Consider the following 22,364-nt stretch of genomic DNA (forward strand, 5'->3'; position numbering starts at 1 on the left):
ACCGACCTTTAATACGCCACTACTAATTTCTGCGTTACACTGTTTCCCTGCTGCTCCACCTTCAAAAAATATAGCCCTGAATGCAGATCACCTACCGGCAAACTTGCCTTTCCTCCTTCAATATTGATCATCCGCTGACCAGCAGCCACTCCATTTACATTAAGGATTGTCACCAGGCCATTTCCTTTCCATCCATTCCTGAATTTCAGGATAGCCGTATTAATAGCAGGCTGCGGGTATACCTGCAATAAACCGGATAACTTGCTTTCATCTACCGGCGTTGGGGTAATATGTTCTGCTACACCAGCCATTCTCAACGGACTGTTTACACTGATAGTATCACTGATGACAATATCTTCTATATAAGTTTTAAAGTTACCGGTTTCCACTCCATGATCATAAGCAATCATGATACGATCAACGGTCTTTCCATTCAACCAGTTACCAATATTGCTGTAGATGCGGCGCCAGTTATTCACTACGCCATGCCCTGCACCAGGATGCATGGAAGTCCCGTTCTGATCCGTAGCACCTATATCGCGCAGGGTAGTACCGTCTGTCATTACCAGGTCTACTGTTACATAACGGGAAAGGTTGTTGGTAGGATAGGTCCAGAAGCTCAGTTTTGTAGCTGCATTCACCGGGATGCTCACATCAAATGCCCGGAAGTAATAGTAAGAGCTCGCGGTAGAATTATCTGTACCACTTATCCGTATAGATGAAGGGCCGGTATGACTAGTTTCTCCATTCACTACACCACACAAAGGAGCGCTGACATTCTGCGGAACAGAACTTGGATCGGCGCTGTTTGTCCAGCTTAACATAGCATCATATCCGGCTTCCACACTGGTACGGAACCAAAGGGGCGCTACAGCGTAAGGAATAGGCACATTGGTGGTCAGTGGCTGAGTCCCTTTCAGTACCTGTGTGGCCCTGCCGGTAAGTCGCAGGTAAAAGTCAGACCCGATATAAGTACTATCTGCACTGCTGGTCAGGAAATACTGGTTATTAGGTACTGCAAAATAGCTGTCGGCCATTTTCATGATATTGGTGCCTTCATCATATTCATCAAACATGGCGATATAAGCGGTGTTCATTCCCAGGTTCTTGATGTTGTATAGCTGACGCCAGAAGAACTCTCCCTTATTACGTGGAATTTCATTCACCGGCCCCCCGTTCCAGTTACTCCAGGCAAAACCGGAGAAGATCACAGGCTGATAATCAATATTGTGAGAGTTACAATAGGCCAGATCAGGCACTAGCTGATTATTCCTGAAATTATCTGCACCTGCAAGATCCTTGAAACGGCCTACTGACCATGGAGAGATCATATCAAATGCATCATATACCGCACTGTAACCGGCATAGGAATCATCAGTACCGGTGCGCCAGTGGGTAGGTACGCCGCCAATTACATAATAGCCTTTCCCTTTTAACCAGTTGATGATAGCCAGACTGTTACCAGGGGCGTTCGGCCGGCCGGTCAGGCCAAAGCCCCAGATACAGATCACCGGTTTACCATCCTCATGGGCATAATAAGGTGAATTGACCACTTGCAGGTCGTTCTCTATATGTAGCCAGTCATTCTTAAAATAAGTAGTATCATCTGCACTCATGTCATACATGATGTAGAAAATGCGCTGGTATTTCTCAGCCGCACGACGCAGGCGGGTAGTTACACTGTCGCGATTGGTCCGGAATACGCCATCCCGGGTCTCTCCCAGGAAACGCTGCAGGGCTGCGCCATCAATGCCGTTATCCTGCATCCATTTGAAATGGCGGTCAATCACTTCCGGAAACCAGGATGAGAATAACCTGGAAGGCTGTCCGTTATTCAGGTTGCCCAGCGCTGTCTGAAACAACTGACCTGCTCCGTATTCTGTAACGTCAGGATATGCCTCAAAGGTAATAGCTCCCGGAGCAGGTGAGCCGTTGTTGGTCTGGTACTGTCCGGCCGACCAGTGCCGCCAGCGGGCCACTGGCGAGCCATCTCCAAAAGCATTAAACCAGGCCTGGTAACCGCAGATCACCTTGCCTGTAACAGATTGAGCGGCGGGCGCCACCTGAGCTGACAAAAATAAAGGGCTACAGCATGACGCTGCAATCAATAGGATTTGTAGCAATATTTTCCGCATATACGTGGAGTTTGGTTCGCTACAATTTAACAGGCAAGATCTTAATAAAGGGGTTAATAACCCGCTTAATACAGGATTAACTTTCCAGTATTCTCAAAAAAATTCTAAACCGAATGAATATTCGTTTATATTTGCACCATGAGAGTTAAAGATGAAAATAAGGAGCTGACCATCCGGGAAAAAGCGATTGAGATGATTGTAAAAGAAGGGTTTGATGGTCTTAGTATGCAGAAATTGGCCAAAGAGGCTAATATTTCTGCCTCAACTATTTACATCTATTTCAAAAACCGCGAGGACTTGCTGAACCAGCTTTACATAAATGTTTGGGAGAAATTTGAAAGGGATGCCTTGACCAATTTTTCCCCCGATATGCCATTTGAGGATGGGCTATGGTTACAATGGAAGAATCGTTTCAAAAATATCTGTCAGAATCCCCTGGAATACCAGTTTTCTGAGCAGTTCCGCAACTCTCCGCTTATTAACCACAAAGACATAAAACCAAGTGTTTTCAGAAAAGTCATGCAGGATTTTGTTAGCAATGCCGTCAGGAAAGGAGAACTTGTTGATATACCGGCAGAGCAGTACTGGGCTATTGCCTATGGTCCGTTTTACACCCTGGTGAAGTTCCATTTTGAAAGCACTATGGCTGGAAAACCCTTTACTCTGACAGAGCAGAAGCTGAAACAGCTCTTCAAATTAGTGATTAAATCCCTGGCTCCTTAAAATTTTTTTCCCTTATTAAAGAACGAACATTCATTTATTATCAACTACTAACTTTTAGAGAAATGACAATTAACCACCTTAACTTACCCGTATCGAATGTAGCGGGAGCAATAACATTCTTTGAATCCCATTTTGATTTCAAATGTCTGGAGACAAAAGGAGACAACATGATTGCGGTATTGAGAAACCCAGCCGATTTTACCCTTGTACTGATGTCTTCAAAAATGAACAAAAATGCTAACACAGCCTATCCGGATGCATTCCATATTGGGTTTATACTTGATAGTGCTGAAAAAGTGAATGACACCTTTTCGAAGCTAAAAGCCGGCGGAATACAGCTTGAGCGGGAGCCTCAGAAAATAAGAGATAGCTTTGGTTTCTATTTTTATTTTGATGAGCTGTTTATTGAGGTTGCGCATTATTTGGATTGATCATGATTTTGTCCTATCTGCTTCAAAATCACAGCCCTCAACCGGTCTGCATTTTCATCTCCCCAATTGCCTAACGCAGCGATCACCGGGATCAGGCTTCTACCAAACCCGGTTAAACTGTATTCAACTTTTGGTGGCGCCTGCGGATAAATAACCTTTGATATCAATTCATGCCCTTCCAGTTCATTCAACTGGATATTGAGCACTCTTCTTGATGCATCGGGAATTTTCCGTTGTAGTTCACTCGGTCGTTTATATCCTTCGTTTATAAACCACAACAGACGGATCTTCCACTTGCCGTATAACACTTCGGCAACCAGGTCAAGTCCGCAATTCAGGTTCGGAGAAATTTTTCTTTCATACATAGCAACAAAATTAGCTCAATGCGCCAGATGTGACAATATGGGAAAAATTTATCCCTATGCAATTCGGTTTTCCGTTCTTGTCTGAGACTATCACAGGCTCCAATTTTGTATTCAAATAATGCAATAAATGGAACAACAATTTAATTTCAACGACGAGCTTCGGGGGAAAATAGCACTTGTAACCGGTGGTACAAAAGGTACGGGAAAAGCTATTGCCGACCGCTTATTACAGGCAGGAGCAACAGTGATCATTACAGCAAGGAATCAGCCGGAGAATGCTAATGATAAGCTTCATTTCATTTCTGCAGATCTGAGCACAGCTGAAGGAGCGCAAAGGGTGTTGAATGAAGTCTTAAACAGGTTCAGCCGACTTGACATCCTGGTAAATAATCTGGGCGGTTCTGAAACCCCTGGCGGCGGCTTTAAGGCGCTGACAGACCAGGACTGGATAAATACCCTTCAGGCAAATTTATTGGCGCCAGTAAGGCTGGACAGGGGATTTTTACCAGGCATGATAGAAAGAGGTGCAGGGGTTATCATTCACATCGCTTCCATTCAGGGCAAATTGCCTTTATACGATTCTACTTTACCTTATGCAGCAGCTAAAGCCGGGCTTATCAATTATAGCAAAGGTTTATCAAATGAGGTTTCTCCCAAAGGTGTTCGTGTATTGACAGTCTCCCCGGGTTGGATAATGACCACCGCCGCCACCAGAATGATGGAACGTATTGCCGAAAGCTCAAATATATCCGTAGAACAAGCCACACAAAATGTAGTGGATGCCTTGAGCGGTATACCGATTGGCCGGCCGGCGAAGCCTGAAGAAGTGGCTGAATTTGTAGGATTTCTTGTTTCACCAAGGGCCGGGTATCTCACAGGTACAGAATATGTCATCGACGGAGGGACAATTCCAACTATTTAACGAGACAATTATTGTATCGGAATAGCCTTCCGAAAGGCATGCATTCGGTATCATTCGCCTCAATAGGCGCAGGAGGAGCCATATGTTTGTAGCCCGGGGTTGCCCCGGGACACGGAATGAATCCCCCTGGTCCCAAAGAACCGAAATAAGATACATCCCATACACAACGTTCATATGAGTTGCATATGATCAGGATATTCCTCCGTTATTCTTCCGTTAAAAACGGAGGAATAACGGAGGAATAACGGAGGAATATCCTGATTATATGCTGGCTGTATGCTGGTCATATGCAATTCATATGCAAGCTATATGAAGAAGCTGACTTTGTTAGAGATGGGAGGAACCGCCTTTATAACGCGATAAAAGGCCCTTATATCGACATAAGCGGCCTTCGTATACATTGTCCAAATCTGTGTTGGAATCTTCCCTAACATTGCATCGTGAAGCAGGGAAACATGTAAAGCTTAGAAGCGGAAAGGCAGCACAGTAATTCCCTAAAGTCACTAACCAAAGGTTCTTTGATTTATTGACTTCAAAAAAATCCCTTCCCTGCTGCGATTAAGCTGCGAGGATCTGGAAATATGCATAAAGAAAGGTACCCCTGTTCTGACAGTCCCTTCAGTATATAAACCGCTGTATAATGGGCATAAGAACAGATAAACCGTTTTAGCAAAAACGGTCAATTATTAATATTCCGGTAGCGTGCCAGGTTCAATTTTCCCGTGTACTTCTCCTTATGATCAATCGTCTGGTACATTACATTACTATTCGGTAATGACTCAATAAACCGGATAATTTCCTCAATAGTGAATGGAGATTCCAAATGCACTTCCACTGCGGAAGATCCCTCTTTAACGGGTGATATTTCATATTCACCCCCAAGGATGCGTTGTAACTTCAAGACATCCTGTTTGCTGTTGGCTCTAAAGCGATATGTATTTTTCATTGTCCCAGGTATAAGAATATCTGTTTGCAATCGTTACCAAATATAATTAAACACAAGTAATTGGTAATCAAACTCAGCCATACGAAAAAAGAGGGTATGGGAACGAGTTTTCATAACCGGACGCTTCCCGCTGAAAAGGCAAAAGCTTGCTTTTGCACTATATTGTGGGATATATACTTTTTTCATATGATATTCAGCAGGAATATTAGAATTTCGTGTATATTTTAATAAAGTGTGAAATTGACATGAATATGATAATGTACCGTGAGCTGGAAGACTATATTTATGGCTATTGCCAGAAGTTCCAGACAGCAGATGAATTAAAGGCACGCCAGACGCTCATGTATAAGTCAAAGACAACTTCTGAATCAATGCTTACTATGATGCGGACAAAAGGATGGATCAGCGATGAACAGGCAATCCTGGATATGATAGCAGATGGCCCGCATGAACTGAAACGTAGAGTGGTAGAAAGGATCTGGCGGGAACACAAGGATGTATTACCACTAAATCTTTGTCCTAAATGTAACCTGATCACCCGGACACCGCTGGCACGCCAGTGCCGCTTCTGCAAGCACGACTGGCATTCCGCAGATGTTGCAACAAAGTAGCTGCACCGGCTCATCAATATAATTCCAGTATCCGCACCACATTTATCTGCTCCAGGAAATACTCATCATGAGACACTACTATGAGCGTACCTCTATACTCATTCACAGCGGCAGTCAGGATCTCAATGTTTTGAATGTCCAGGTTGTTGGTAGGTTCATCCAACACAATAATATCAGGTGTCTTATCACTAATAGTCAAACAGCAGAGCATTAAGCGCATCTTCTCACCACCACTGAGCGCACTACAGGGTTTATCCCAATAGTCTTTGGTAAACAGGAAACGTGTAAGACGAGTCTTTATCTCATGCTCTTGCAATGCACCATCATTAAACTGCTGCGCCTGTTCATACACCTGAAGACTATTATCGATCAATGAATAATCCTGGTCTATATACACAGTCCTGTTATCAGCCCTGCTAACCGTTCCAGATGCAGGTTCCAGCTTCCCAAGGATAATATTGATCAGAGTGGTTTTACCAGAACCATTCAATCCTTTCAACACTATCCGTTCTCCACTGGTGATCTGAAAAGTCAGCGCTTGTTTCCAGAGTAAGCGTTTACCATACCGGTAGTTGATATCATTCGCAGTAAATAATATTTTCCCTTTATGAAGCGTGGAATTATCGAAGCCTAACTTCATTTTATCCATATCAGGCAACTCCTTCCGCAGTTCATTCAGTCCTTGAGAAATAGTATCGACCTTTTCTGCATGAACACCTTTTATGCGCGCAGTACTCTTCTCTGCATTATTTCTGAAAGTGTTCATGGATATAGTAGGCAGTCCCGCTTTTTCCTGTTTCTTTTTACCACGGGCATCCATCTTTTGCTGTCTCTCAGCTGTTTCCCGCTCTGTTTCACGCGCTTTTCGTAATGCTTTTTCCTTACTTCGGATATCCTGGTCCAGTGCATTACCTTCGATCATTTTCTGCTCCCGGTAAAAATCATAATTGCCTCCGTAAACAGTTATCCCGCGTTTGCTCAATTCACATACGGAATCCAACAGGTTTAACAATTTCCTGTCATGGCTGACTACAATCAAAGTACTGGAGGTGGACTGTATCAACTCATACAACAGCGCCCTACCTGATCTGTCCAGGTGATTACTTGGTTCATCCAGCAATACTACCTCAGGCTGATGAATGGCTATCCCCGCCAGGAAGACTTTTGTTTTCTGTCCGCCGCTAAGGGTTGCCATCTTCTGTTCAAGGTCCAGTTCTTCCAATCCCCAGTGGACCAGGGCTTCCTTACATCTTTCTTCAATAGTCCAGTCATCGTTTAACACTACCAGGTTTTCTTCTGTTACATTGCCATCAAGGATTTCCTGTAAGGCCTTCAATTTATCCTCAATCTGAAGCGCCTGCGCAATGGTGATATCATTGAACTGCCCAAAGAGCTGTGGTATGTAATAGGGTACGGCATCAGCCTGCATGACGCCGCCTGAAGGCTGAAGCACACCAGCCATGATTTTCAGCAGGGTAGACTTACCTGCGCCGTTATTGCCTATAAGGGCAATCTTATCTTGCCTGTTAACAGTAAGATTAATATTGTCGAACAATAAATCTTTATTGGGATGGGTATACGTGAGATTCTGCAGAATTAACATAATTCCTTTCTTTTAAAAGCCAATAATTCCAGCTCCTCCCTCAGCGGGAAGCGCTACTTATCCTTTTTGAAAGAAATTATATCTCACATTGATGGGTCTTTTCTTTTGATTTCTGCAAACTTAAATACTTTTTTTTATTTTTTTTCATTTCGCGTAAGGGTAATCCTTTCTCTGCATTGTCTACCTTCGGCGACAAATTATAAGCGCGAGGCATTGGAAGCGGTAAAAGGGTCAAAAAAAGACAATGGTCTACTGGAGCAGTACTTCTTTGAATATTTTGAAGTATTGCATACATATGCCTATACTATACTGAAAGACAATGACGAGGCTAAAGATGTGGTACAGTCTGTCTTTATGCAACTATGGCAGAAAAGAGAAGCCCTGACCATCAAACAGTCTGTCCGTTCCTACCTGTATGTGGCTACGCACAATCACTGTCTGAATTATATCAAAAGCAGGAAAATAAGGCAACGGCACTATGATCAGTTTGCCTCCGGCGAGCAGGAGGGTACATCCACACTGGAAGAACATATTGAACTGACAGACCTGAAAAAAGAGGTGCTGGAAGCTATGAAAACATTACCGGACAAATGCCGGGAAATATTCTACAAGAGCAGGTTTGAAGAGAAAAGTTACGCCGAGATCGCTGAAGAGCTCAATATATCTGTTAAAACCGTCGAAGCACAAATGGGCAAAGCACTGCGTATTTTACGGACCATCCTATCCGGCAAAGCATTCTTCTGGCTCATGATAAGCTATCACTTATTGACTGGAATAAACAAACTTATTCAATAGTTATGGCACAGGGAGCTGAAAATATTATCGTAAATGATGACTTACTGTCAAAATACTTCTCCGGTGAAGCTTCACCGGAAGAAGCTATGGCCATTGATGATTGGAAGACCAGCAATGAATCCAACCGGCAGGAGTTCGTCGCATTATGGACCGCCTGGAATCACACCTCGCTGCGTCCTCACGAAGTAGGCAACATACAGTCTGCATGGGAAGAATTGCAGCCGCTTCCAAAAAGATTACCGTCCAAACGCACCATATTGCTCAGATGGGCAGCCGCAGCATCCGTGCTTTTCGTCTTTGCTATTTCTGCGGCAATATTATTTAAGATCAACAATCGTACATCTCAGCAAAATACAGTCACTGCCTCATTGCATAAAACAGAAGAGCGGATCCTGCCTTGTGGCTCCCGGGTTACCATTTCTCCTGGCAGTAGTATCACTTATCCCGTATCACTTACGGGAAATGAAAGACATGTAGTACTGAAGGGCAGTGGCTATTTCGATGTAAAGACTATAGCCAATCAGCCATTCGTTATTACTACAGGCCCTGTAAACATCAAAGTACTGGGTACCTCATTTCATGTATATAATACTGATACTGCGATCTCTGTAAAAGTAATCAGTGGCAAGGTACTCATGTCTGTTGCAGAACAACAGGTCATCATTTCCGGAGGAGAAACAGGCAAATATCTGAAGAAAGAAAAACAGCTGGCACGGGAACCGGAACAACGTACCTTCCATTTCGACAATGAAGACCTGGAAGTAGTGGTAGCAACGTTATCCAGCGCTTATCATAAGAAAATAATCATCAGGAATCCTGAGATTGCCGCCCTCAAGATCTCCAGCAATTTTGAGAATAAATCACTTGACTATATACTGGAAGTAATTGCCATAACACTTAATGTAAAATATACTCGCAATCTAAACAACGATGAGATCTATTTCGAGAAAGCGGATTAACCTTCTTCTGTTTTGTATCCTCTTGTCAACATTCACCGGTAAACTATATGCACAACAGTATGAAAAAGCCATTGTAAAAATATCGCAAACTCCTATTGACATTACATCACTGGCAAAAACAATCGCGAAGCAAACCGGATTGCAGTATTCCCTGAATATGCAAAATGCGTCGCTGAAAAAACGCATTACATTAAAAGCCGGGAAGTGGCAGCTGTCAGATATATTAAAACAGGTACAACAACAGGCAGGGCTTAACTACCGGATCCTTGGCGATCATATTCTTTTCATGGACTATCAGCCGCCTGTTAGCCAAAAACCTACCACAAATACCGCGAGTGTTTCACTACCGGCAACAAACGTTACAGGCCAGCCATCAAAAGCAGTTAACAATAAGGCTTCCAGTGCAGTGAAACCGTCAACATTACCAGCTAATCAATTAAAGAGCATCACTAATGCTCCTGCAGTAAAAAACACTACGAAAAATACAAGCTCAGATAAAGCTTCCAAAGCTCCGACAACTGTAGAAACAGGCACAAAGACAAACCAGGCTGCAGGCTACGCTAAACCAGCAGCCACCGGTAACGCAACTGCCCCCGCTGCAAAAGAAGGCGCCGTTCCTTTCTCATCACAGGGGAGGAACATCACAGGCAGCCTGGCCGTTGACAACAGAGAAAGTTTATTGCCAATACCACCTGCCTATGCTACAGTTGCAAATTATACCCCGAAAATGTTTTCATTAACGCTGTTTGACAACACTGATAATAATGGCGGCAATAAAAAGGCGCCAGTTATCAGGAACACCATTCAGCCCATTATGAAAAGCATTGCCATTGCAAAAGAGAAAAAGCAAAAAGAAAGTAATGACCGGCAGAGAGACAGATCATCCAGGCTTCCAAAACTAAACCCTGATGAAGTTGCATGGTATCATCCATTCGTGAAAACGGGATTCAGTACAGATGAGATATTGTATCTTAATGCATCATTGATGGCAGGCATAAAATACGTCTATGGTATCCTCTCTTACGGTTATGCTTTTCCTGGTGGCCGTCTCCGCTGGGGAGCGGGTGTTCCCGTCAGATTAAATGATGAGCAACAGTTGCATTTCGGTTTCACTACAGGTACATTGAACAGAAGAACATCACCTGATTCAGCCATCATATATGGCGTGAAGGAACGGCTAACACGTTACGGCGCAGGATGGTCTAAAACAGTGAGCCCACATATAACCTTCCAGGCACAGATCCATTACAACATACTCAAAAAGACATCTGATTCCACCTCAGTATATGCTCAGACCTCGGCTGGCGACTATCAACATTTCGAATATGGCAGGGCGCCCTATACATTTAGCGAAAGTTACGGCGCCTATCGATTTGGTCAAAACTATAGTACCGCTGGCGACTTCAAGCGATGGATCGGCATACAACTTTCATTGTTTTACAAACTATTTTAAGCATCTTAAATGCCGGCAATGACAGGGTATAGTCATTGCACGGCATTCTTCTGTAGGCATTGACTCAGGATATCAATCTGTTGTAAACATGCGTTATTACCGGGGGGACGAAGTCTTTCCAGCCCAATCTTATTCCTTTCTTGAAATCTTCTTTCTTGTCCCTTCTGATCTTAAATAGTGTTGTATGACTTCCCAATGCAGGATCTATTTCCTCCTCGGGCCTGCCATTTGTGTAATAATAAAGTGCAATGGATTTCCTTGTACGGTCTTCAGGACAATTCAAGGCATCCGGATGTCCGTGATAGGAATAGGATGTTGTACTGAAAACAGCCATCCTGTTAAACAGCGGTAATATCTTTACTTCTGCCTTTTCCATACTCCTATCCCACAGTTCAAAATGACCACCATAACTTTCATCCCAATCCTTATTCAGGTATATTAATACATTTAAACGGCGGTCAAGGTTTGTAATGGGATGCTTGTTGAAATCGGCGTGTATCTTCAGTAATCCACCTCTGACAATCTGATGCAAACCGCCACCTTCCAGATAAGGGTCGGGTATTAATCCACCTATCCCTGTAAGCTCTTCCAGGAATTTGAGAAAGGGGCGTGAATTCAAAGAATTGATAAAATGTCGTGTGAATGCGCCGTAGTTACTTTCATCTTTCAATGCCAGTTTCATTTCCTGTGCATTACGGAATCTGTGCCAGTTCACATCATTTGCTCCGGGGAATTCCTCCAGTACACTATTCAGCGCTTCTTCCGGAAAAACATTATCCAGATATATATGCGGGAAAGGGTCTCCTTCTGCGTATCTTTTCTTATTCTCACTGGCAAGTGCTTGCAGTTTAGTAACATCCGGCATGTAGTAATTCATAGAATGATAGATTAAATTGGTATAGAACAACGTTGCTATACGACAATTCAATTTATCAGCTACCCTTACTCAGGTGAAAATAATTTATCTTCGCCGGACTATTTTAATTTCCCCATGGCTTACAAAAGAAAATGGCATCTTACTGTCGTAACTGAATGGTGCAAACATCTGAGCAAAGAGATGCACAGATGGTACTGGAAAGGAGAAAGAAAGGCCGGTAAGAAATTTATAAAAAAGGAGTTAATGGAATACCGGAAACCAGCAGCTTAGCTCAACCACTTCCTCAACGCATTTGATTTCTCCCTGCTCACCACTACTTCCTCCGCGGGAGGAAACAGGTCCAGTTTCAGCTTACCATTAAATACCTGGTGGATCTTTTGTATAGCTCCGGCAGATACAATGTATTGTCTGGTGGCCCGGAAAAAATCCCTGGGGTTCAACTCCTGTTCCAGCTCTTCCAGGGTCTGATCTATTGCATAACGTTCTGATTGTTTGGTAACAAGATAGACCAGTTTATTTTCCGAAAAGAAATAAGCGATACCCTCCACCATCACCGGTATCAGCAGATCGCGGTAAGATACCAGGAAACGGGACCGGTATACCACTTCCCGGTGTTGCATCTTCCTGATCACGTCCAGCAGGTCTGGACCATTGGAGGGGTTAACCAATCCCTTTATTCTTGTGATGCTTTTTTCGAGCTGTGCTTCCTCTAGTGGTTTCAGCAAATAGTCAATACCATTCACTTCAAATGCCTTCAGGGCGTATTCATCGTAAGCGGTAATAAAGATAACATGTGAGCGGATCTGCACATGGTCGAAGATCTCAAAGCTTAGTCCATCCGTCAGCTTAATATCCATACAGATGATATCGGGATGTTCATGCTCTTTCAGCCAGTCTATACTTGACTGTACCGTCTGCAATTCTCCAACAATCTGAATTTGTTTATCGATCTGCAATAACAGTTTTTTCAATCTCGCCGCATTAGGTAACTCGTCTTCAATGATCAGTATGCTCAGCATGTTCCTTTGCATTTTTTTTCATCAATGGTATCTTCACTTCAAAGTAGTTTCCGGTATTGTTAATAATAGGCTTGTTACCACTCAGCAGCAGGTAACGCTGGGTAATGTTCTTCAACCCCAGCTGTGCGCCTGGCTCCTGTATCCGCTTGGGATTCTTGTTATTCTTCACCACAAGCCACTTATTATCTTCAATGTAAATATCGATAATCAGGGGCGAATCATTGGTAAACTGGTTATGTTTAATCGCATTTTCAATGAGTAACTGTAAGGTCAGCGGAGCAATATCACTTTGCAGATGATCTATTTCCGGTGATATATTGACACGGATGGCCTGGCCATACCTGATCTTATGCAGGAAAAGCACATTCTTGATAAAATCGAGTTCCACCGCTATGGCAATAGTATTCTGTGTACGGTTGGCCAACATATAGCGGTAGATGGAAGATAATTTCACCACATAATTAACAGATAAGGAGGGATTTTCCTCTATCAGGGACGTGAGTGCACTCAGGTTATTAAACAGGAAATGCGGGTCCAGCTGTAGCTTCAAAGCATCCAGCTGTGCCTGTACAGCCAGCTCATTCAATTTAAATGCCTCCAGGCGCGCATTGTTCAACCTGTTGATAAGATGTTCTGCCGCAAAGATGGAAGTGATTACGAGGCAATAGATCATCCCGGTGATGGAAGATTGCCGGTAAAGCAGCTGGTTAAAAGCGAATTTTTCAGGGAAGGGTACATGAAAAAAGAGATAAACAAGCAGCAGGATGATGCCTATGTGCGATATCAGCTGTACAATGAAACGCATTCTCATATTCCGTTCCCAGGGCAGCCTGCGGTGTAGCACGTAGGTCAGCCATATACCAGTTTCGATTACCAGCAGGGGGAACAACCACGACACCAGGGTGTTGACAATAAAATCAAATACGGTGAATTGTCTCCAGGCGTTGAAGGTACGCTCGTAGGGGTTAATCAGGAAGAAAATGAGATTAGTAAGCAAACAAAAAATAGGATAGCCATAAAGTCGCAAGAATTTATAGTTGGATGTAGCCATAATATGTGAGACTTTTTACCAGGCCACACTATCCTATTGATGAATATGTTTAATTGGAATATACGCGACGAACTGGTTTTGTCAGCAACTCCCATATCATATATAGTATGCCTAATGATAAAACAGATAAAACGATTTTAATAATATTCAGCAATTTACCTATTTTATACAGCTGTGACGCGTAGTGAATTGTACTTGTCATGATCGTTTCCGTTATTTGACGGCAATTTGTGTCAAATACCAGACAATTACCGGCCAATCTGACTGAGCTTACAAAAATCCCTACTGAACTGAAATTATGGCCTACTGAAGTGAAAGGCCTGGTATAGCAGACCTATCCGGGCAGGGCGAACGCCACGTAGGTATCCCCCGACTTACTGCCTATTTTTCCACCACCACAGGCAATTACCACGTACTGCCTGCCCTGCAGGGAATAAACAGCCGGGGTGGCATACCCGGCGGCAGGCAACTGTGCCTCCCATAGCTGGCGGCCGGTCTTTTTATCGAAAGCCCTGATCTTTTCGTCCTGCGTAGACGCCACAAATATCAGCCCCCCTTTGGTAACAACGGGTCCGCCGTATACCTGGGTCCCTGTCGGGGGTATTCCCCTCTTTTTAAGCGCTTCAAACTCTCCCGGAGGAACTTTCCATAGCAGCTTACCTGTATTCAGGTTTACGGCATTTAAAGTGCCCCAGGGCGGTTTAATGCCCGGGTAACCATCTTTATCCAGGAAACGGATGTAGCCTGTCATGGTATAAGGCACCTCATCCAGGATGCTTTTCTTTCCGGAGGTATTGGTGGCAACCCGGAAATGGGCTGCGTGGGCCAGGGCGTTTCACCGGGCAGGGCTTCCTGGGGGACGGCTTTTTCTTCTATAGGCGCCGCCGTTTATTGAAGTTGTTCTCTTTTTTACAATTTTAGCTTTGTCAGGTGTGCTTTCTTTGCAATTAGTATACAGGGGGAATGAATCCGCCATTCTAATTAAGGGGCAACCGGCTTCATTGCCAGCTGCCCCTCCCCAATTTATACCGGATAAGGACCATCTTCGAATGCTTCCGCGTGATAGCCCTTAGATCCTACTACTTTAGCGAGCGGACTACGCAGATCTTCTCCCGCTTTCAGGCGTTCTATAATATGCCTGAAATCATACACGGGTTTCCATCCGAGCTCTTTCCTTGCTTTTTCATTGACATATACCCTGTCAATTCCCTGGAACATTTTCCAGCCCCGTCGCTCATATTCCTGTACATACTCAGGCACAAGTCCCTGTACTACCCATAACGCATTATTCCGGAGATAGGTAGCATGTCCACGCATAAAAGGAGTGGTAGCGCTGATAATATACTTACCGAAACCTATCTCTTTTGCCTTTTTGGCGGCCAGTATATGTGCATTTACGGCATCTTCCAGTTCCACACGGCGGTGGAGGAATTCATTGGCCTTCAGGTTATCGTCTGTATAGGCATTTCTTACCTTGTGGTTGTCGTCTTCTTCAGGGAAAAAGCGGGAAGTCCTAAGCACAATACAGGACAGTCCCTGGTTCCTGAAAAACAGCTGGCACAGATCCTCCGCTGCGGCTTTGGTAACACCATAGATGTTCTTGGGCACGGGCGTCACCTCTTCCGTGATCCATGCGGCAGGTGATCCCTCTTTTGGCTCCAGCGCATCTCCGAAAACGCTGGTTGTACTGGTGAAAACGAAAGCCTCCACACCTGCGGTAACAGATTCCTGCAGCAGGTTCAGGGTGCCGGTGATATTGGTATCAATAAACTCCTGCATGCTGTGCGTAGCTACATGCGGCTTATGTAATGTGGCTGTATGAAATACGGCCTTCACGCCATCAAGACAACTTTTTACAAAGTCCCTGTCTGTGATAGAACCAACATGCGTTGTAAACGAAGAGGCAAGGATATCTATGCCAATCACCTCATAGTGCTGAGCCTTCAGTATACGGGCCAGTCCTTCTCCAAGATGTCCGGCGCTTCCGGTAACTAAAACTTTCATATGTTAGTGGTATCTTAATATTCTTCACCCCTAAGTTAAGGGGTGTTAATCCAAATTTTGGGACATTTGTCCCACTTACAGATATGATCACAACAAATCTGCAACTGCGGAATTTAATGGAAGAGCTGACAGGCAATGAAAGCACCGGCAATGCTATCACGCTGCGAACCCTTCAGCCTAAACAGCGGCTGATTGTACAGGACCAGGCGCTCCAGAGTGTATATATTATCAGGTCGGGTGTGACAAAGTGTTTTATTACAGAAAACAATGAAAGAGATTATATCCTGGATTTCCTGGGAGAAGGGGAGATACTCGGGGAGATAGAAGCGATCAGGCACACCAGGGCAACATGCACAATAGAAGCCATCACACCGCTGACCGTTTATACCATGAGTAGCGTGCAGTTTCATCATTTCTTCAAAACACTACCCACCTTTGGCAGCGTTGTTCTGGAATTGATCGCTACCCGGCTGGCCAGGATCTCTGAGAAGGCTGCAAGACAACAATTATATACATTATCGGAAATATTACCCCAGCTGCTGTCTGCTCTTGAATCCCAGCAGATCACCTTTACAAAACAAGACCTTTCCGAATACCTGGGCATTTCTGTCAGAAGCCTGAACAGGTTACTGAAAGATGCCGATAATACTACTATTTGAGCGCCGCCATGAATTTCTTTGTTTCCTCCCTGTAAACAGTGATCAGATGTGTACGCATGGAATCCGGCGTAGGGCTGGTTTGTCCGTTGGTCAGCATGGTGATATTCCGGGAAGGCAATGCCGGCATATGACAGTCAATACAATTCTTTGAAAGCACGGCAGCTGGCAGCGAAGTCATTTTACAAAAGGTATGATCTTCCGTCTTATGACAACTCATACAACGTTGAGAAAAAGCCAGTAACTGGTCCCTCTCATTATTATGCGGATTATGGCAGGAAGAGCAGCTCATCCCATCACTTTTTATAAAGCATTTACTGGCAGTAAATAACTGATATTGTTTTCCATGTACATCAATCGCCGTCGCTTTTTCCGGGCGGGTAATATCGGGAAAGAAATAATCCGATAAGGCATCTCCGGGTTTAAATTCAAAAGCAGGCTTTTGCGGAGTCCCCAACCCGGAATGACAAAGTGCACACATATCCAGCTTCTGCCGGGTTTTCAGGGAACCGATCTTTGTAATGTGCCTGGCATCTTTTTCCTGCGGATGTTCCTGGTGAAAAGCTACATGTTCCGCCGCAGGACCATGACATCGTTCACAATCAATACCATATACCAGCTGATTTTTTTCAAACTCCTCGGATAGCTGCACACCCTCCATCTTTACGTTTTTAATACCCACGGCGGAGCTATGACAACCGAAACAGGTACTGGGTATCATCCTGTCAAATTTTGGATAAGACGGCGGAAAACCGGGACTATTAGCCCAGCTATGCGCAGAGATAAAATAGGACAGTGGCAGCTGAAAATACTTTCCATTCCGCCAGGAAAGAAAGGTCTGCGCCTTTCTGCCTGATCCGACACTGATATCAAACCGGTGCAATTCCTGTAAAGCACTATCGGAATAAGCAGCCTGGAAAAGACCACTATCGCGGACTTCCATTACTACCTTCGTTCCATTACTGTAAGAAAAAACATTATTAGGGCTTACAAAACTACCCTTGATAGCTGTCTGGGAGGCAGGGCTGGAAGTCTTATAATGCCCGGTGGTTACGTAGCTATCGTAAATATTCTTATGGCAGCTGATACAGGCTGCTGATCCTGCAAATTGCTCTCCCCGGAGGTCTTTGTTATCTTCCTTCGGCCGCTTGCTGATACATTGTGAAAAAATAATAATACAGGAAATGATCAGCAGGGATATGCATAGCAGGCGTTTGTTCATGACGTTGGAATAATGACCTCAAGATATATATTTATAGTATGAAACAAAAGATCGCACATATCACGCTTGTCGTTGACAATTACGACGATGCTATCCGGTTCTATACCGAAAAACTCCATTTTACCCTTATAGAAGATACCCTGCTGGGCGATAACAAAAGATGGGTGCTGGTAGCCCCGCCGGGATCAGAAGGATGTAACCTGCTCTTTGCCCAGGCCGTTGGCGAAGAACAGAAAAGCAGGGTTGGCAATCAGACGGGAGGCAGGGTATTCCTGTTTCTTTATACGGATGATTTTGAGAGAGACTTTCGGAACCTGCTGGATAAAGCGGTAAAAATTGTCAGACAGCCTGTTCATGAACCTTATGGAACGGTAGCTGTTTTTGAAGATTTGTATGGCAATATGTGGGACCTGATACAGCCTGTCAGACAATGATATTTTTTGTAAAACCCCACCCTATAGTTTCCCTTATCTAAAACTACCAAAAGAGCAGGATGCAGATATAAAAGTATTCGCGGATAGCCGTGCTGGATGCCCGGATATGGGAGCATTTAAAGGGTATTAACAGCATCGTCTGAGAAAAATATTCAAATATTTATACACATCATTCAACTAAATGATTATCAAACTACAATAACAGTTTTTTGCAGTATGTTTTAATGCCATTCGTCCGAATCTTTTTTGCAATTCAGAAAATTGTTATAACCTTTGTATGGTAATTAAATTTACAATGGACACTGATTCCTTTATACGTACAGACCTGTACCTTTTACACTTCACCATTCTTAACACTTCTCCCCCCGGAATTTAGTTATACGAACGACGGAAAGTTTTAACAGACTTACTGTCTGCACACGTTTTCACTACAGTAACAACTGTAAAAGTAACGCTATGCACATTTGTACGGTTTTGTACAATCTATTCGCGTATATGCATATATACGCGTCAGCGGCATCCTATTTTCTATATCATATAAACACAGCACAATTATGCAAACATCTGACATGCTCAGGTGGCTGATGATCATCGGCCTGCCTGTACTATGCCTTATTCTCTACAAGTACATCCTTCGCGTCTTCTTTGGTCTTGTTATTGTACCGGAAGACAAGATCGGTCTTGTTACAAAGAAATTCGTCCTGGTTGGTAAACAGGAGTTGCCGGAAGGCCGTATCATCGCCACTAATGGTGAAGCGGGCTTTCAGTCACAGACACTGGCTCCCGGTGTATATTTCGGGAAATGGTTCTGGCAATATGAAGTGACGTTCCAGTCATTTACCATTATCCCTACTGGTAAGATCGGACTAGTACTGGCAAAAGACGGTACTGAACTACAGCCAGGTGCTATTATGGCCCGCCGCGTGGATTGCGATGCTTTCCAGAATGCGGAATCATTCCTTAACAACGGCGGCCAAAAAGGACGACAGACTGCTATCATGACACCCGGTTCTTATCGTATCAACACTTTCCTTTTTGAAGTGGAGATCACTGATATGACCACTGTACCTGATAATGCAGTAGGTATCGTTACCACCCTGGAAGGTAAGGCTATCGAAACCGGCCAGATCGCAGGTAAGATCATCTCCAACCACAACAACTTCCAGGATGCAGACGCCTTCCTTACCAATGGCGGGTATAAAGGTCTGCAGGAGCAGGTGATCCTCTCCGGTTCCTACTTCCTGAACCCATGGTTTGCCAAAGTGGAAATGCGGCAGATGACCGAGATCCCAATCAGCCATGTGGGTGTCGTTATTTCTTATGTGGGTAGTGATGGGGAGGACCTCAGCGGCGTAGAGTTCAAACATGGTAACATCGTTGCCAAAAACCACAAGGGTGTATGGGCCGACCCACTGGGACCTGGTAAATATCCTATCAACCCGTACATCATGAAAGTAGAATATGTGCCTACTACCAACCTGGTGCTGAACTGGGCCTCTGCACGGAGCGAAGCTCACCAGCTGGACAAAAACCTGTCTACCATTACAGTGCGTAGTAAGGACGGTTTTACCTTCAACCTGGACGTAGCGCAGATCATTCATATTCCGTCTACCGAGGCGCCTAAAGTAATTGCCCGTTTCGGTAATATGGGCAACCTGGTTACTCAGGTACTGGAGCCTACCATCGGTAACTATTTCCGTAACTCCGCACAGGACGCTGAGGTGATCGACTTCCTGAAGAGCCGTAAGGAAAGACAGGAATCTGCCAAATCACACATTGGTAGAGTACTGGAACAATATAACGTATTCGGTGTGGATACACTGATCGGCGACATCGTGCCACCTGAAAGCCTGATGAAAACACTGACAGACCGTAAACTGGCGGAAGAGCAGAAGGTAACCTACGATACGCAGATGCGTGCACAGGAAACCAGGCAGGCGCTCGAAAAAGAAACGGCTATCGCTGAAATCCAGAAAGAGATCGTTAAGGCCGACCAGGGTGTATTGATCGCAGAAAGGATCGCTGACGCTGCGGTTAAAAAGGCCACCGGTGATGCCAACAGCGTACGTCTGCAGGCCAATGCGGAAGCTGACAGGATGAAACTACTGGCGAGTGGTGAGGCCGAAAAAGTACGTGTACTGGCGAAAGCAGAAGCTGAAAGAACAGAGCTGATCGCAAAAGCTGATGCAGAAAAGATCTCCCTAACCGGTAATGCGGAAGCTGAAAAGATCCTTGCTATCGGTAAGTCCAGCGCCGAGTCTTATAAACTGGCGGTGGAAGCGATGGGCGGTAACAACTTTACCCAATTGAAGGTAATGGAAGCCATCGGTGAGCAGCATATCAAGATCATGCCTGACATCCTCATTGGAGGCGGAGACAGCACCAATGGTTCTATCAGCGGTTTGCTGGGACTGAAACTACTGGAGCAGCTGGGCAACAAACAGGAAGGACCCAAAGAAGAAACTAAATAACCCTTTCATCCATTTCTACATACAAGAAGGGCTGGCCATGAAGACCAGCCCTTTTCCATTCCTGTTAGACAGTTGTACTGTCATTAGTATATCTGCCAGAGAACAAAACTTATATAAAGAAAAGCAACAGCAATAATGCACCTGGCAATGCTACCGTCCACATTCCAAAATGGGCGGCCAGGAATGCACCTGCCAGACAACCAGCCAGAAATCCGCCAATAACCATAAACTGCTTTGCAAATGCAGGCCGGTGATCGCTGGTCCATACACCAGGCATCAGTATTTTCGCAATATCCAATGTCAGCTGGGTTACATTGCCTGTCATCATCGTGGTTGGAGCATATGCGGCGGTGGTATACAAACGGCCGAATGCATTCTGTATTCCCATAGCCAATACTACTATATAGGGCATCACCATTCCCCATGTACTGCCTGGTCTTCCCAATGCAATATCAAGAGCTCCCGCCCCGAGCAGGATCGCACCTTCCACCAACAATAGTGTGTAACCGCTTTTTAGTTTTGGCGCAAACCATCCCGCTGCAATAACTGCAATCGTGAACACCGGGAAAGACAGCAATTTCAACCAGGATTTTGCCTCTGCTCCCCTGATAAGGTCATAGGCAAATACTACGAAGTTGCCCGTCACATGCGCAGAGAACAATTCATCTGCGGCAGTGAAAGTAGCAGCATCACAGAAGCCTGCTGCAAAAGCCAGACAAATACTGATGTAGGCTATATTTTTCTTTTCATCCATAGTCTGTTATCTTAAATGTGCTCTTAACATCCAGGCCATCTTTTCATGCTGTTCCATGAGACCTGTAATATAATCGCTGGTACCTACATCATGCCAGTCATTCGCGAAGCGGTTGATATTCTCACGAAGATGAATGATCAGGCTTTCATGATCTGCCAGTAACTCACTGATAAAACCGGCGCCATCATTTGCTGAACGGCTTTTCTCCGTCAGGTGGGTCAACGCAAGGTATTCCTTCAGCGTAGCAGGAGCATAATGACCGAGAGAGCGTACGCGTTCTGCCACGCTATCCATAATCTCATCCAGCTCTTCATACTGCGCCTCGAAGAACACATGTTTGGAATGAAAGTCCGGACCTTCTACGTTCCAGTGTGCATTGCGGGTCTTAGTATACAACAGGAATTCATCCGCCAGGATCTTGTTCAACTCATGTGCAACCTGTGACAGGTATTCTTTTTTGATACCGATATTTGGCTCCATCTGTAAAAACGTTTATTGTGTTAATATTGAATAGATGTAATGATCTGCTGAAATAGTTCCGGCACCTACACACAACAGGAAAAGGAAGCAAAGCGTATACATATAGGGTACATCTCTTACTTCAACATTATCATGCCGGTGTACCACAAAATAACCAATAGCTGTCACACCAATAACAGGCAATACTACCAACCTTGTAGCAATACCGATCATTACCAGGAAAGGAGCTATGGTGTCAGATAACGTCGCCACCATGGCATTTAGTTTCTCAGGAAGATGTAATGGATTGGGCACGTGTTCCCGCTGTCCGTTCTCCACCTTAAATTTCTTCAACCCGTGTACCCTGAACAATTCCAACGCCAGTAATATTCTGAAAACAAACATTGCCCGGTTATTGATATCACTTCCAAGATCAGAGTATAACACACCCTTCAGTATTTCTATCATCTTCTC

Annotated in this window: 24 protein-coding genes; 11 read left to right on the plus strand and 13 right to left on the minus strand. The window is 44.4% G+C overall.

The window, feature by feature from the left end; all coding sequences use genetic code 11:
* Positions 1-8: 8 nt before the first annotated feature.
* Positions 9-2,135 carry a T9SS type A sorting domain-containing protein gene (locus F3I09_RS27440; protein ID WP_149698255.1) on the minus strand — a complete coding sequence of 709 codons (2,127 nt, stop codon included), beginning with the start codon at positions 2,133-2,135 and terminating at the stop codon, positions 9-11.
* A 138-nt stretch (positions 2,136-2,273) separates the two neighbouring features.
* On the opposite strand from F3I09_RS27440, the gene F3I09_RS27445 reads away from it, so the two are divergent.
* Both F3I09_RS27445 and F3I09_RS27450 read left to right on the plus strand, forming a co-directional pair.
* Positions 2,274-2,858: a TetR/AcrR family transcriptional regulator gene (locus F3I09_RS27445; RefSeq protein WP_149698256.1), complete on the plus strand. Its 585-nt coding sequence runs from the start codon at positions 2,274-2,276 to the stop codon at positions 2,856-2,858.
* Between the two features lie 62 nt (positions 2,859-2,920).
* Entirely contained in the window at positions 2,921-3,289 is a 369-nt protein-coding gene (locus tag F3I09_RS27450; protein WP_149698257.1) for a VOC family protein, read from the plus strand.
* Here F3I09_RS27450 and F3I09_RS27455 read toward each other — a convergent pair.
* Positions 3,277-3,654 carry a helix-turn-helix domain-containing protein gene (locus F3I09_RS27455; RefSeq protein ID WP_149698258.1) on the minus strand — a complete coding sequence of 126 codons (378 nt, stop codon included), beginning with the start codon at positions 3,652-3,654 and terminating at the stop codon, positions 3,277-3,279. The two genes, F3I09_RS27450 and F3I09_RS27455, sit on opposite strands and share 13 nt — an antisense overlap.
* A 127-nt stretch (positions 3,655-3,781) precedes the next feature.
* Here F3I09_RS27455 and F3I09_RS27460 point away from each other — a divergent pair, with 127 nt between their 5' ends.
* Positions 3,782-4,576 (plus strand): SDR family oxidoreductase, encoded by a 795-nt coding sequence (locus tag F3I09_RS27460; protein ID WP_149698259.1) that lies wholly within the window; start codon positions 3,782-3,784, stop codon positions 4,574-4,576.
* Between the two features lie 679 nt (positions 4,577-5,255).
* On the opposite strand, the gene F3I09_RS27465 is transcribed toward F3I09_RS27460, so the two are convergent.
* Positions 5,256-5,522: a hypothetical protein gene (locus tag F3I09_RS27465; protein WP_149698260.1), complete on the minus strand. Its 267-nt coding sequence runs from the start codon at positions 5,520-5,522 to the stop codon at positions 5,256-5,258.
* Positions 5,523-5,767: 245 nt separating this feature from the next.
* Here F3I09_RS27465 and F3I09_RS27470 point away from each other — a divergent pair, with 245 nt between their 5' ends.
* Positions 5,768-6,133 carry a hypothetical protein gene (locus tag F3I09_RS27470; RefSeq protein WP_223233405.1) on the plus strand — a complete coding sequence of 122 codons (366 nt, stop codon included), beginning with the start codon at positions 5,768-5,770 and terminating at the stop codon, positions 6,131-6,133.
* 13 nt (positions 6,134-6,146) lie between these two features.
* Here F3I09_RS27470 and abc-f read toward each other — a convergent pair whose 3' ends face one another.
* Positions 6,147-7,736 (minus strand): ribosomal protection-like ABC-F family protein, encoded by a 1,590-nt coding sequence (abc-f, locus tag F3I09_RS27475; protein WP_149698261.1) that lies wholly within the window; start codon positions 7,734-7,736, stop codon positions 6,147-6,149.
* 213 nt (positions 7,737-7,949) lie between these two features.
* Here abc-f and F3I09_RS27480 point away from each other — a divergent pair, with 213 nt between their 5' ends.
* Genes F3I09_RS27480 through F3I09_RS27490 form a run of 3 tightly spaced genes read left to right on the plus strand, consistent with a single transcriptional unit; the run spans position 7,950 to position 10,943 of the window.
* Positions 7,950-8,531 (plus strand): RNA polymerase sigma-70 factor, encoded by a 582-nt coding sequence (locus F3I09_RS27480; protein ID WP_188133977.1) that lies wholly within the window; start codon positions 7,950-7,952, stop codon positions 8,529-8,531.
* A gap of 2 nt (positions 8,532-8,533) precedes the next feature.
* Positions 8,534-9,490, plus strand: coding sequence for a FecR family protein (locus F3I09_RS27485; RefSeq protein WP_149698263.1), 957 nt, complete (start codon positions 8,534-8,536; stop codon positions 9,488-9,490).
* Complete coding sequence (locus F3I09_RS27490; RefSeq protein ID WP_149698264.1) at positions 9,462-10,943, plus strand: hypothetical protein; 1,482 nt, start codon at positions 9,462-9,464, stop codon at positions 10,941-10,943. The genes F3I09_RS27485 and F3I09_RS27490 overlap by 29 nt, the downstream gene beginning before the upstream one ends.
* 64 nt (positions 10,944-11,007) lie before the next feature.
* Here the strand turns inward: F3I09_RS27490 and F3I09_RS27495 are convergent, their stop codons facing one another.
* On the minus strand, positions 11,008-11,820 hold the full coding sequence (locus F3I09_RS27495; RefSeq protein WP_149698265.1) for a 2OG-Fe(II) oxygenase: 813 nt from the start codon (positions 11,818-11,820) through the stop codon (positions 11,008-11,010).
* 114 nt (positions 11,821-11,934) lie between these two features.
* On the opposite strand from F3I09_RS27495, the gene F3I09_RS34220 reads away from it, so the two are divergent.
* Complete coding sequence (locus F3I09_RS34220; protein ID WP_188133978.1) at positions 11,935-12,090, plus strand: hypothetical protein; 156 nt, start codon at positions 11,935-11,937, stop codon at positions 12,088-12,090.
* Here F3I09_RS34220 and F3I09_RS27500 read toward each other — a convergent pair.
* From F3I09_RS27500 to F3I09_RS27515, 4 genes are all read right to left on the minus strand, one after another.
* Complete coding sequence (locus F3I09_RS27500; protein ID WP_149698266.1) at positions 12,087-12,839, minus strand: LytTR family DNA-binding domain-containing protein; 753 nt, start codon at positions 12,837-12,839, stop codon at positions 12,087-12,089. The genes F3I09_RS34220 and F3I09_RS27500 overlap by 4 nt on opposite strands.
* Positions 12,817-13,890, minus strand: coding sequence for a sensor histidine kinase (locus F3I09_RS27505; protein WP_149698267.1), 1,074 nt, complete (start codon positions 13,888-13,890; stop codon positions 12,817-12,819). Before F3I09_RS27505 ends, F3I09_RS27500 begins: the two co-directional genes overlap by 23 nt.
* Positions 13,891-14,224: 334 nt before the next feature.
* Entirely contained in the window at positions 14,225-14,641 is a 417-nt protein-coding gene (locus F3I09_RS27510; protein ID WP_149698268.1) for a PQQ-binding-like beta-propeller repeat protein, read from the minus strand.
* Between the two features lie 272 nt (positions 14,642-14,913).
* Positions 14,914-15,894, minus strand: a complete 981-nt coding sequence (locus F3I09_RS27515; protein WP_149698269.1) for an NAD(P)-dependent oxidoreductase — start codon at positions 15,892-15,894, stop codon at positions 14,914-14,916.
* Positions 15,895-15,977: 83 nt separating this feature from the next.
* Between F3I09_RS27515 and F3I09_RS27520 the strand changes: the two genes are divergently transcribed.
* Entirely contained in the window at positions 15,978-16,553 is a 576-nt protein-coding gene (locus tag F3I09_RS27520) for a Crp/Fnr family transcriptional regulator (RefSeq protein WP_149698270.1), read from the plus strand.
* Here F3I09_RS27520 and F3I09_RS27525 read toward each other — a convergent pair.
* Entirely contained in the window at positions 16,546-17,772 is a 1,227-nt protein-coding gene (locus tag F3I09_RS27525; protein ID WP_149698271.1) for a cytochrome c3 family protein, read from the minus strand. The two genes, F3I09_RS27520 and F3I09_RS27525, sit on opposite strands and share 8 nt — an antisense overlap.
* A gap of 38 nt (positions 17,773-17,810) precedes the next feature.
* Here F3I09_RS27525 and F3I09_RS27530 point away from each other — a divergent pair, with 38 nt between their 5' ends.
* A complete protein-coding gene (locus tag F3I09_RS27530; protein WP_149698272.1) occupies positions 17,811-18,206 on the plus strand; it encodes a VOC family protein in 396 nt (131 codons plus the stop codon).
* Between the two features lie 554 nt (positions 18,207-18,760).
* Positions 18,761-20,677: an SPFH domain-containing protein gene (locus F3I09_RS27535; RefSeq protein ID WP_149698273.1), complete on the plus strand. Its 1,917-nt coding sequence runs from the start codon at positions 18,761-18,763 to the stop codon at positions 20,675-20,677.
* Between the two features lie 109 nt (positions 20,678-20,786).
* Here the strand turns inward: F3I09_RS27535 and F3I09_RS27540 are convergent, their stop codons facing one another.
* The 3 genes from F3I09_RS27540 to F3I09_RS27550 are packed head-to-tail and all read right to left on the minus strand — an operon-like array spanning position 20,787 to position 22,358.
* Entirely contained in the window at positions 20,787-21,431 is a 645-nt protein-coding gene (locus F3I09_RS27540; RefSeq protein ID WP_149698274.1) for a YoaK family protein, read from the minus strand.
* 6 nt (positions 21,432-21,437) lie between these two features.
* Positions 21,438-21,911 (minus strand): Dps family protein, encoded by a 474-nt coding sequence (locus F3I09_RS27545; RefSeq protein ID WP_149698275.1) that lies wholly within the window; start codon positions 21,909-21,911, stop codon positions 21,438-21,440.
* A gap of 12 nt (positions 21,912-21,923) precedes the next feature.
* The gene (locus F3I09_RS27550; RefSeq protein WP_149698276.1) at positions 21,924-22,358 is read right to left on the minus strand and encodes a DoxX family protein; all 435 of its coding nucleotides are present in this window, start codon (positions 22,356-22,358) and stop codon (positions 21,924-21,926) included.
* Positions 22,359-22,364: the final 6 nt, after the last annotated feature.

It is taken from the genome of Chitinophaga sp. CF418, assembly GCF_900142925.1.
Taxonomy (GTDB): Bacteria; Bacteroidota; Bacteroidia; order Chitinophagales; family Chitinophagaceae; genus Chitinophaga.

Excerpts from the sequence above, each read along its gene's own strand:
- F3I09_RS27440 (WP_149698255.1), bottom strand. The coding sequence starts at position 2,135 with ATGCGGAAAATATTGCTACAAATCCTATTGATTGCAGCGTCATGCTGT.
- F3I09_RS27445 (WP_149698256.1), top strand. The coding sequence starts at position 2,274 with ATGAGAGTTAAAGATGAAAATAAGGAGCTGACCATCCGGGAAAAAGCG.
- F3I09_RS27450 (WP_149698257.1), top strand. The coding sequence starts at position 2,921 with ATGACAATTAACCACCTTAACTTACCCGTATCGAATGTAGCGGGAGCA.
- F3I09_RS27455 (WP_149698258.1), bottom strand. The coding sequence starts at position 3,654 with ATGTATGAAAGAAAAATTTCTCCGAACCTGAATTGCGGACTTGACCTG.
- F3I09_RS27460 (WP_149698259.1), top strand. The coding sequence starts at position 3,782 with ATGGAACAACAATTTAATTTCAACGACGAGCTTCGGGGGAAAATAGCA.
- F3I09_RS27465 (WP_149698260.1), bottom strand. The coding sequence starts at position 5,522 with ATGAAAAATACATATCGCTTTAGAGCCAACAGCAAACAGGATGTCTTG.
- F3I09_RS27470 (WP_223233405.1), top strand. The coding sequence starts at position 5,768 with ATGAATATGATAATGTACCGTGAGCTGGAAGACTATATTTATGGCTAT.
- abc-f (WP_149698261.1), bottom strand. The coding sequence starts at position 7,736 with ATGTTAATTCTGCAGAATCTCACGTATACCCATCCCAATAAAGATTTA.
- F3I09_RS27485 (WP_149698263.1), top strand. The coding sequence starts at position 8,534 with ATGGCACAGGGAGCTGAAAATATTATCGTAAATGATGACTTACTGTCA.
- F3I09_RS27490 (WP_149698264.1), top strand. The coding sequence starts at position 9,462 with ATGAGATCTATTTCGAGAAAGCGGATTAACCTTCTTCTGTTTTGTATC.
- F3I09_RS27495 (WP_149698265.1), bottom strand. The coding sequence starts at position 11,820 with ATGAATTACTACATGCCGGATGTTACTAAACTGCAAGCACTTGCCAGT.
- F3I09_RS34220 (WP_188133978.1), top strand. The coding sequence starts at position 11,935 with ATGGCTTACAAAAGAAAATGGCATCTTACTGTCGTAACTGAATGGTGC.
- F3I09_RS27500 (WP_149698266.1), bottom strand. The coding sequence starts at position 12,839 with ATGCTGAGCATACTGATCATTGAAGACGAGTTACCTAATGCGGCGAGA.
- F3I09_RS27505 (WP_149698267.1), bottom strand. The coding sequence starts at position 13,890 with ATGGCTACATCCAACTATAAATTCTTGCGACTTTATGGCTATCCTATT.
- F3I09_RS27510 (WP_149698268.1), bottom strand. The coding sequence starts at position 14,641 with ATGACAGGCTACATCCGTTTCCTGGATAAAGATGGTTACCCGGGCATT.
- F3I09_RS27515 (WP_149698269.1), bottom strand. The coding sequence starts at position 15,894 with ATGAAAGTTTTAGTTACCGGAAGCGCCGGACATCTTGGAGAAGGACTG.
- F3I09_RS27520 (WP_149698270.1), top strand. The coding sequence starts at position 15,978 with ATGATCACAACAAATCTGCAACTGCGGAATTTAATGGAAGAGCTGACA.
- F3I09_RS27525 (WP_149698271.1), bottom strand. The coding sequence starts at position 17,772 with ATGAACAAACGCCTGCTATGCATATCCCTGCTGATCATTTCCTGTATT.
- F3I09_RS27530 (WP_149698272.1), top strand. The coding sequence starts at position 17,811 with ATGAAACAAAAGATCGCACATATCACGCTTGTCGTTGACAATTACGAC.
- F3I09_RS27535 (WP_149698273.1), top strand. The coding sequence starts at position 18,761 with ATGCAAACATCTGACATGCTCAGGTGGCTGATGATCATCGGCCTGCCT.
- F3I09_RS27540 (WP_149698274.1), bottom strand. The coding sequence starts at position 21,431 with ATGGATGAAAAGAAAAATATAGCCTACATCAGTATTTGTCTGGCTTTT.
- F3I09_RS27545 (WP_149698275.1), bottom strand. The coding sequence starts at position 21,911 with ATGGAGCCAAATATCGGTATCAAAAAAGAATACCTGTCACAGGTTGCA.
- F3I09_RS27550 (WP_149698276.1), bottom strand. The coding sequence starts at position 22,358 with ATGATAGAAATACTGAAGGGTGTGTTATACTCTGATCTTGGAAGTGAT.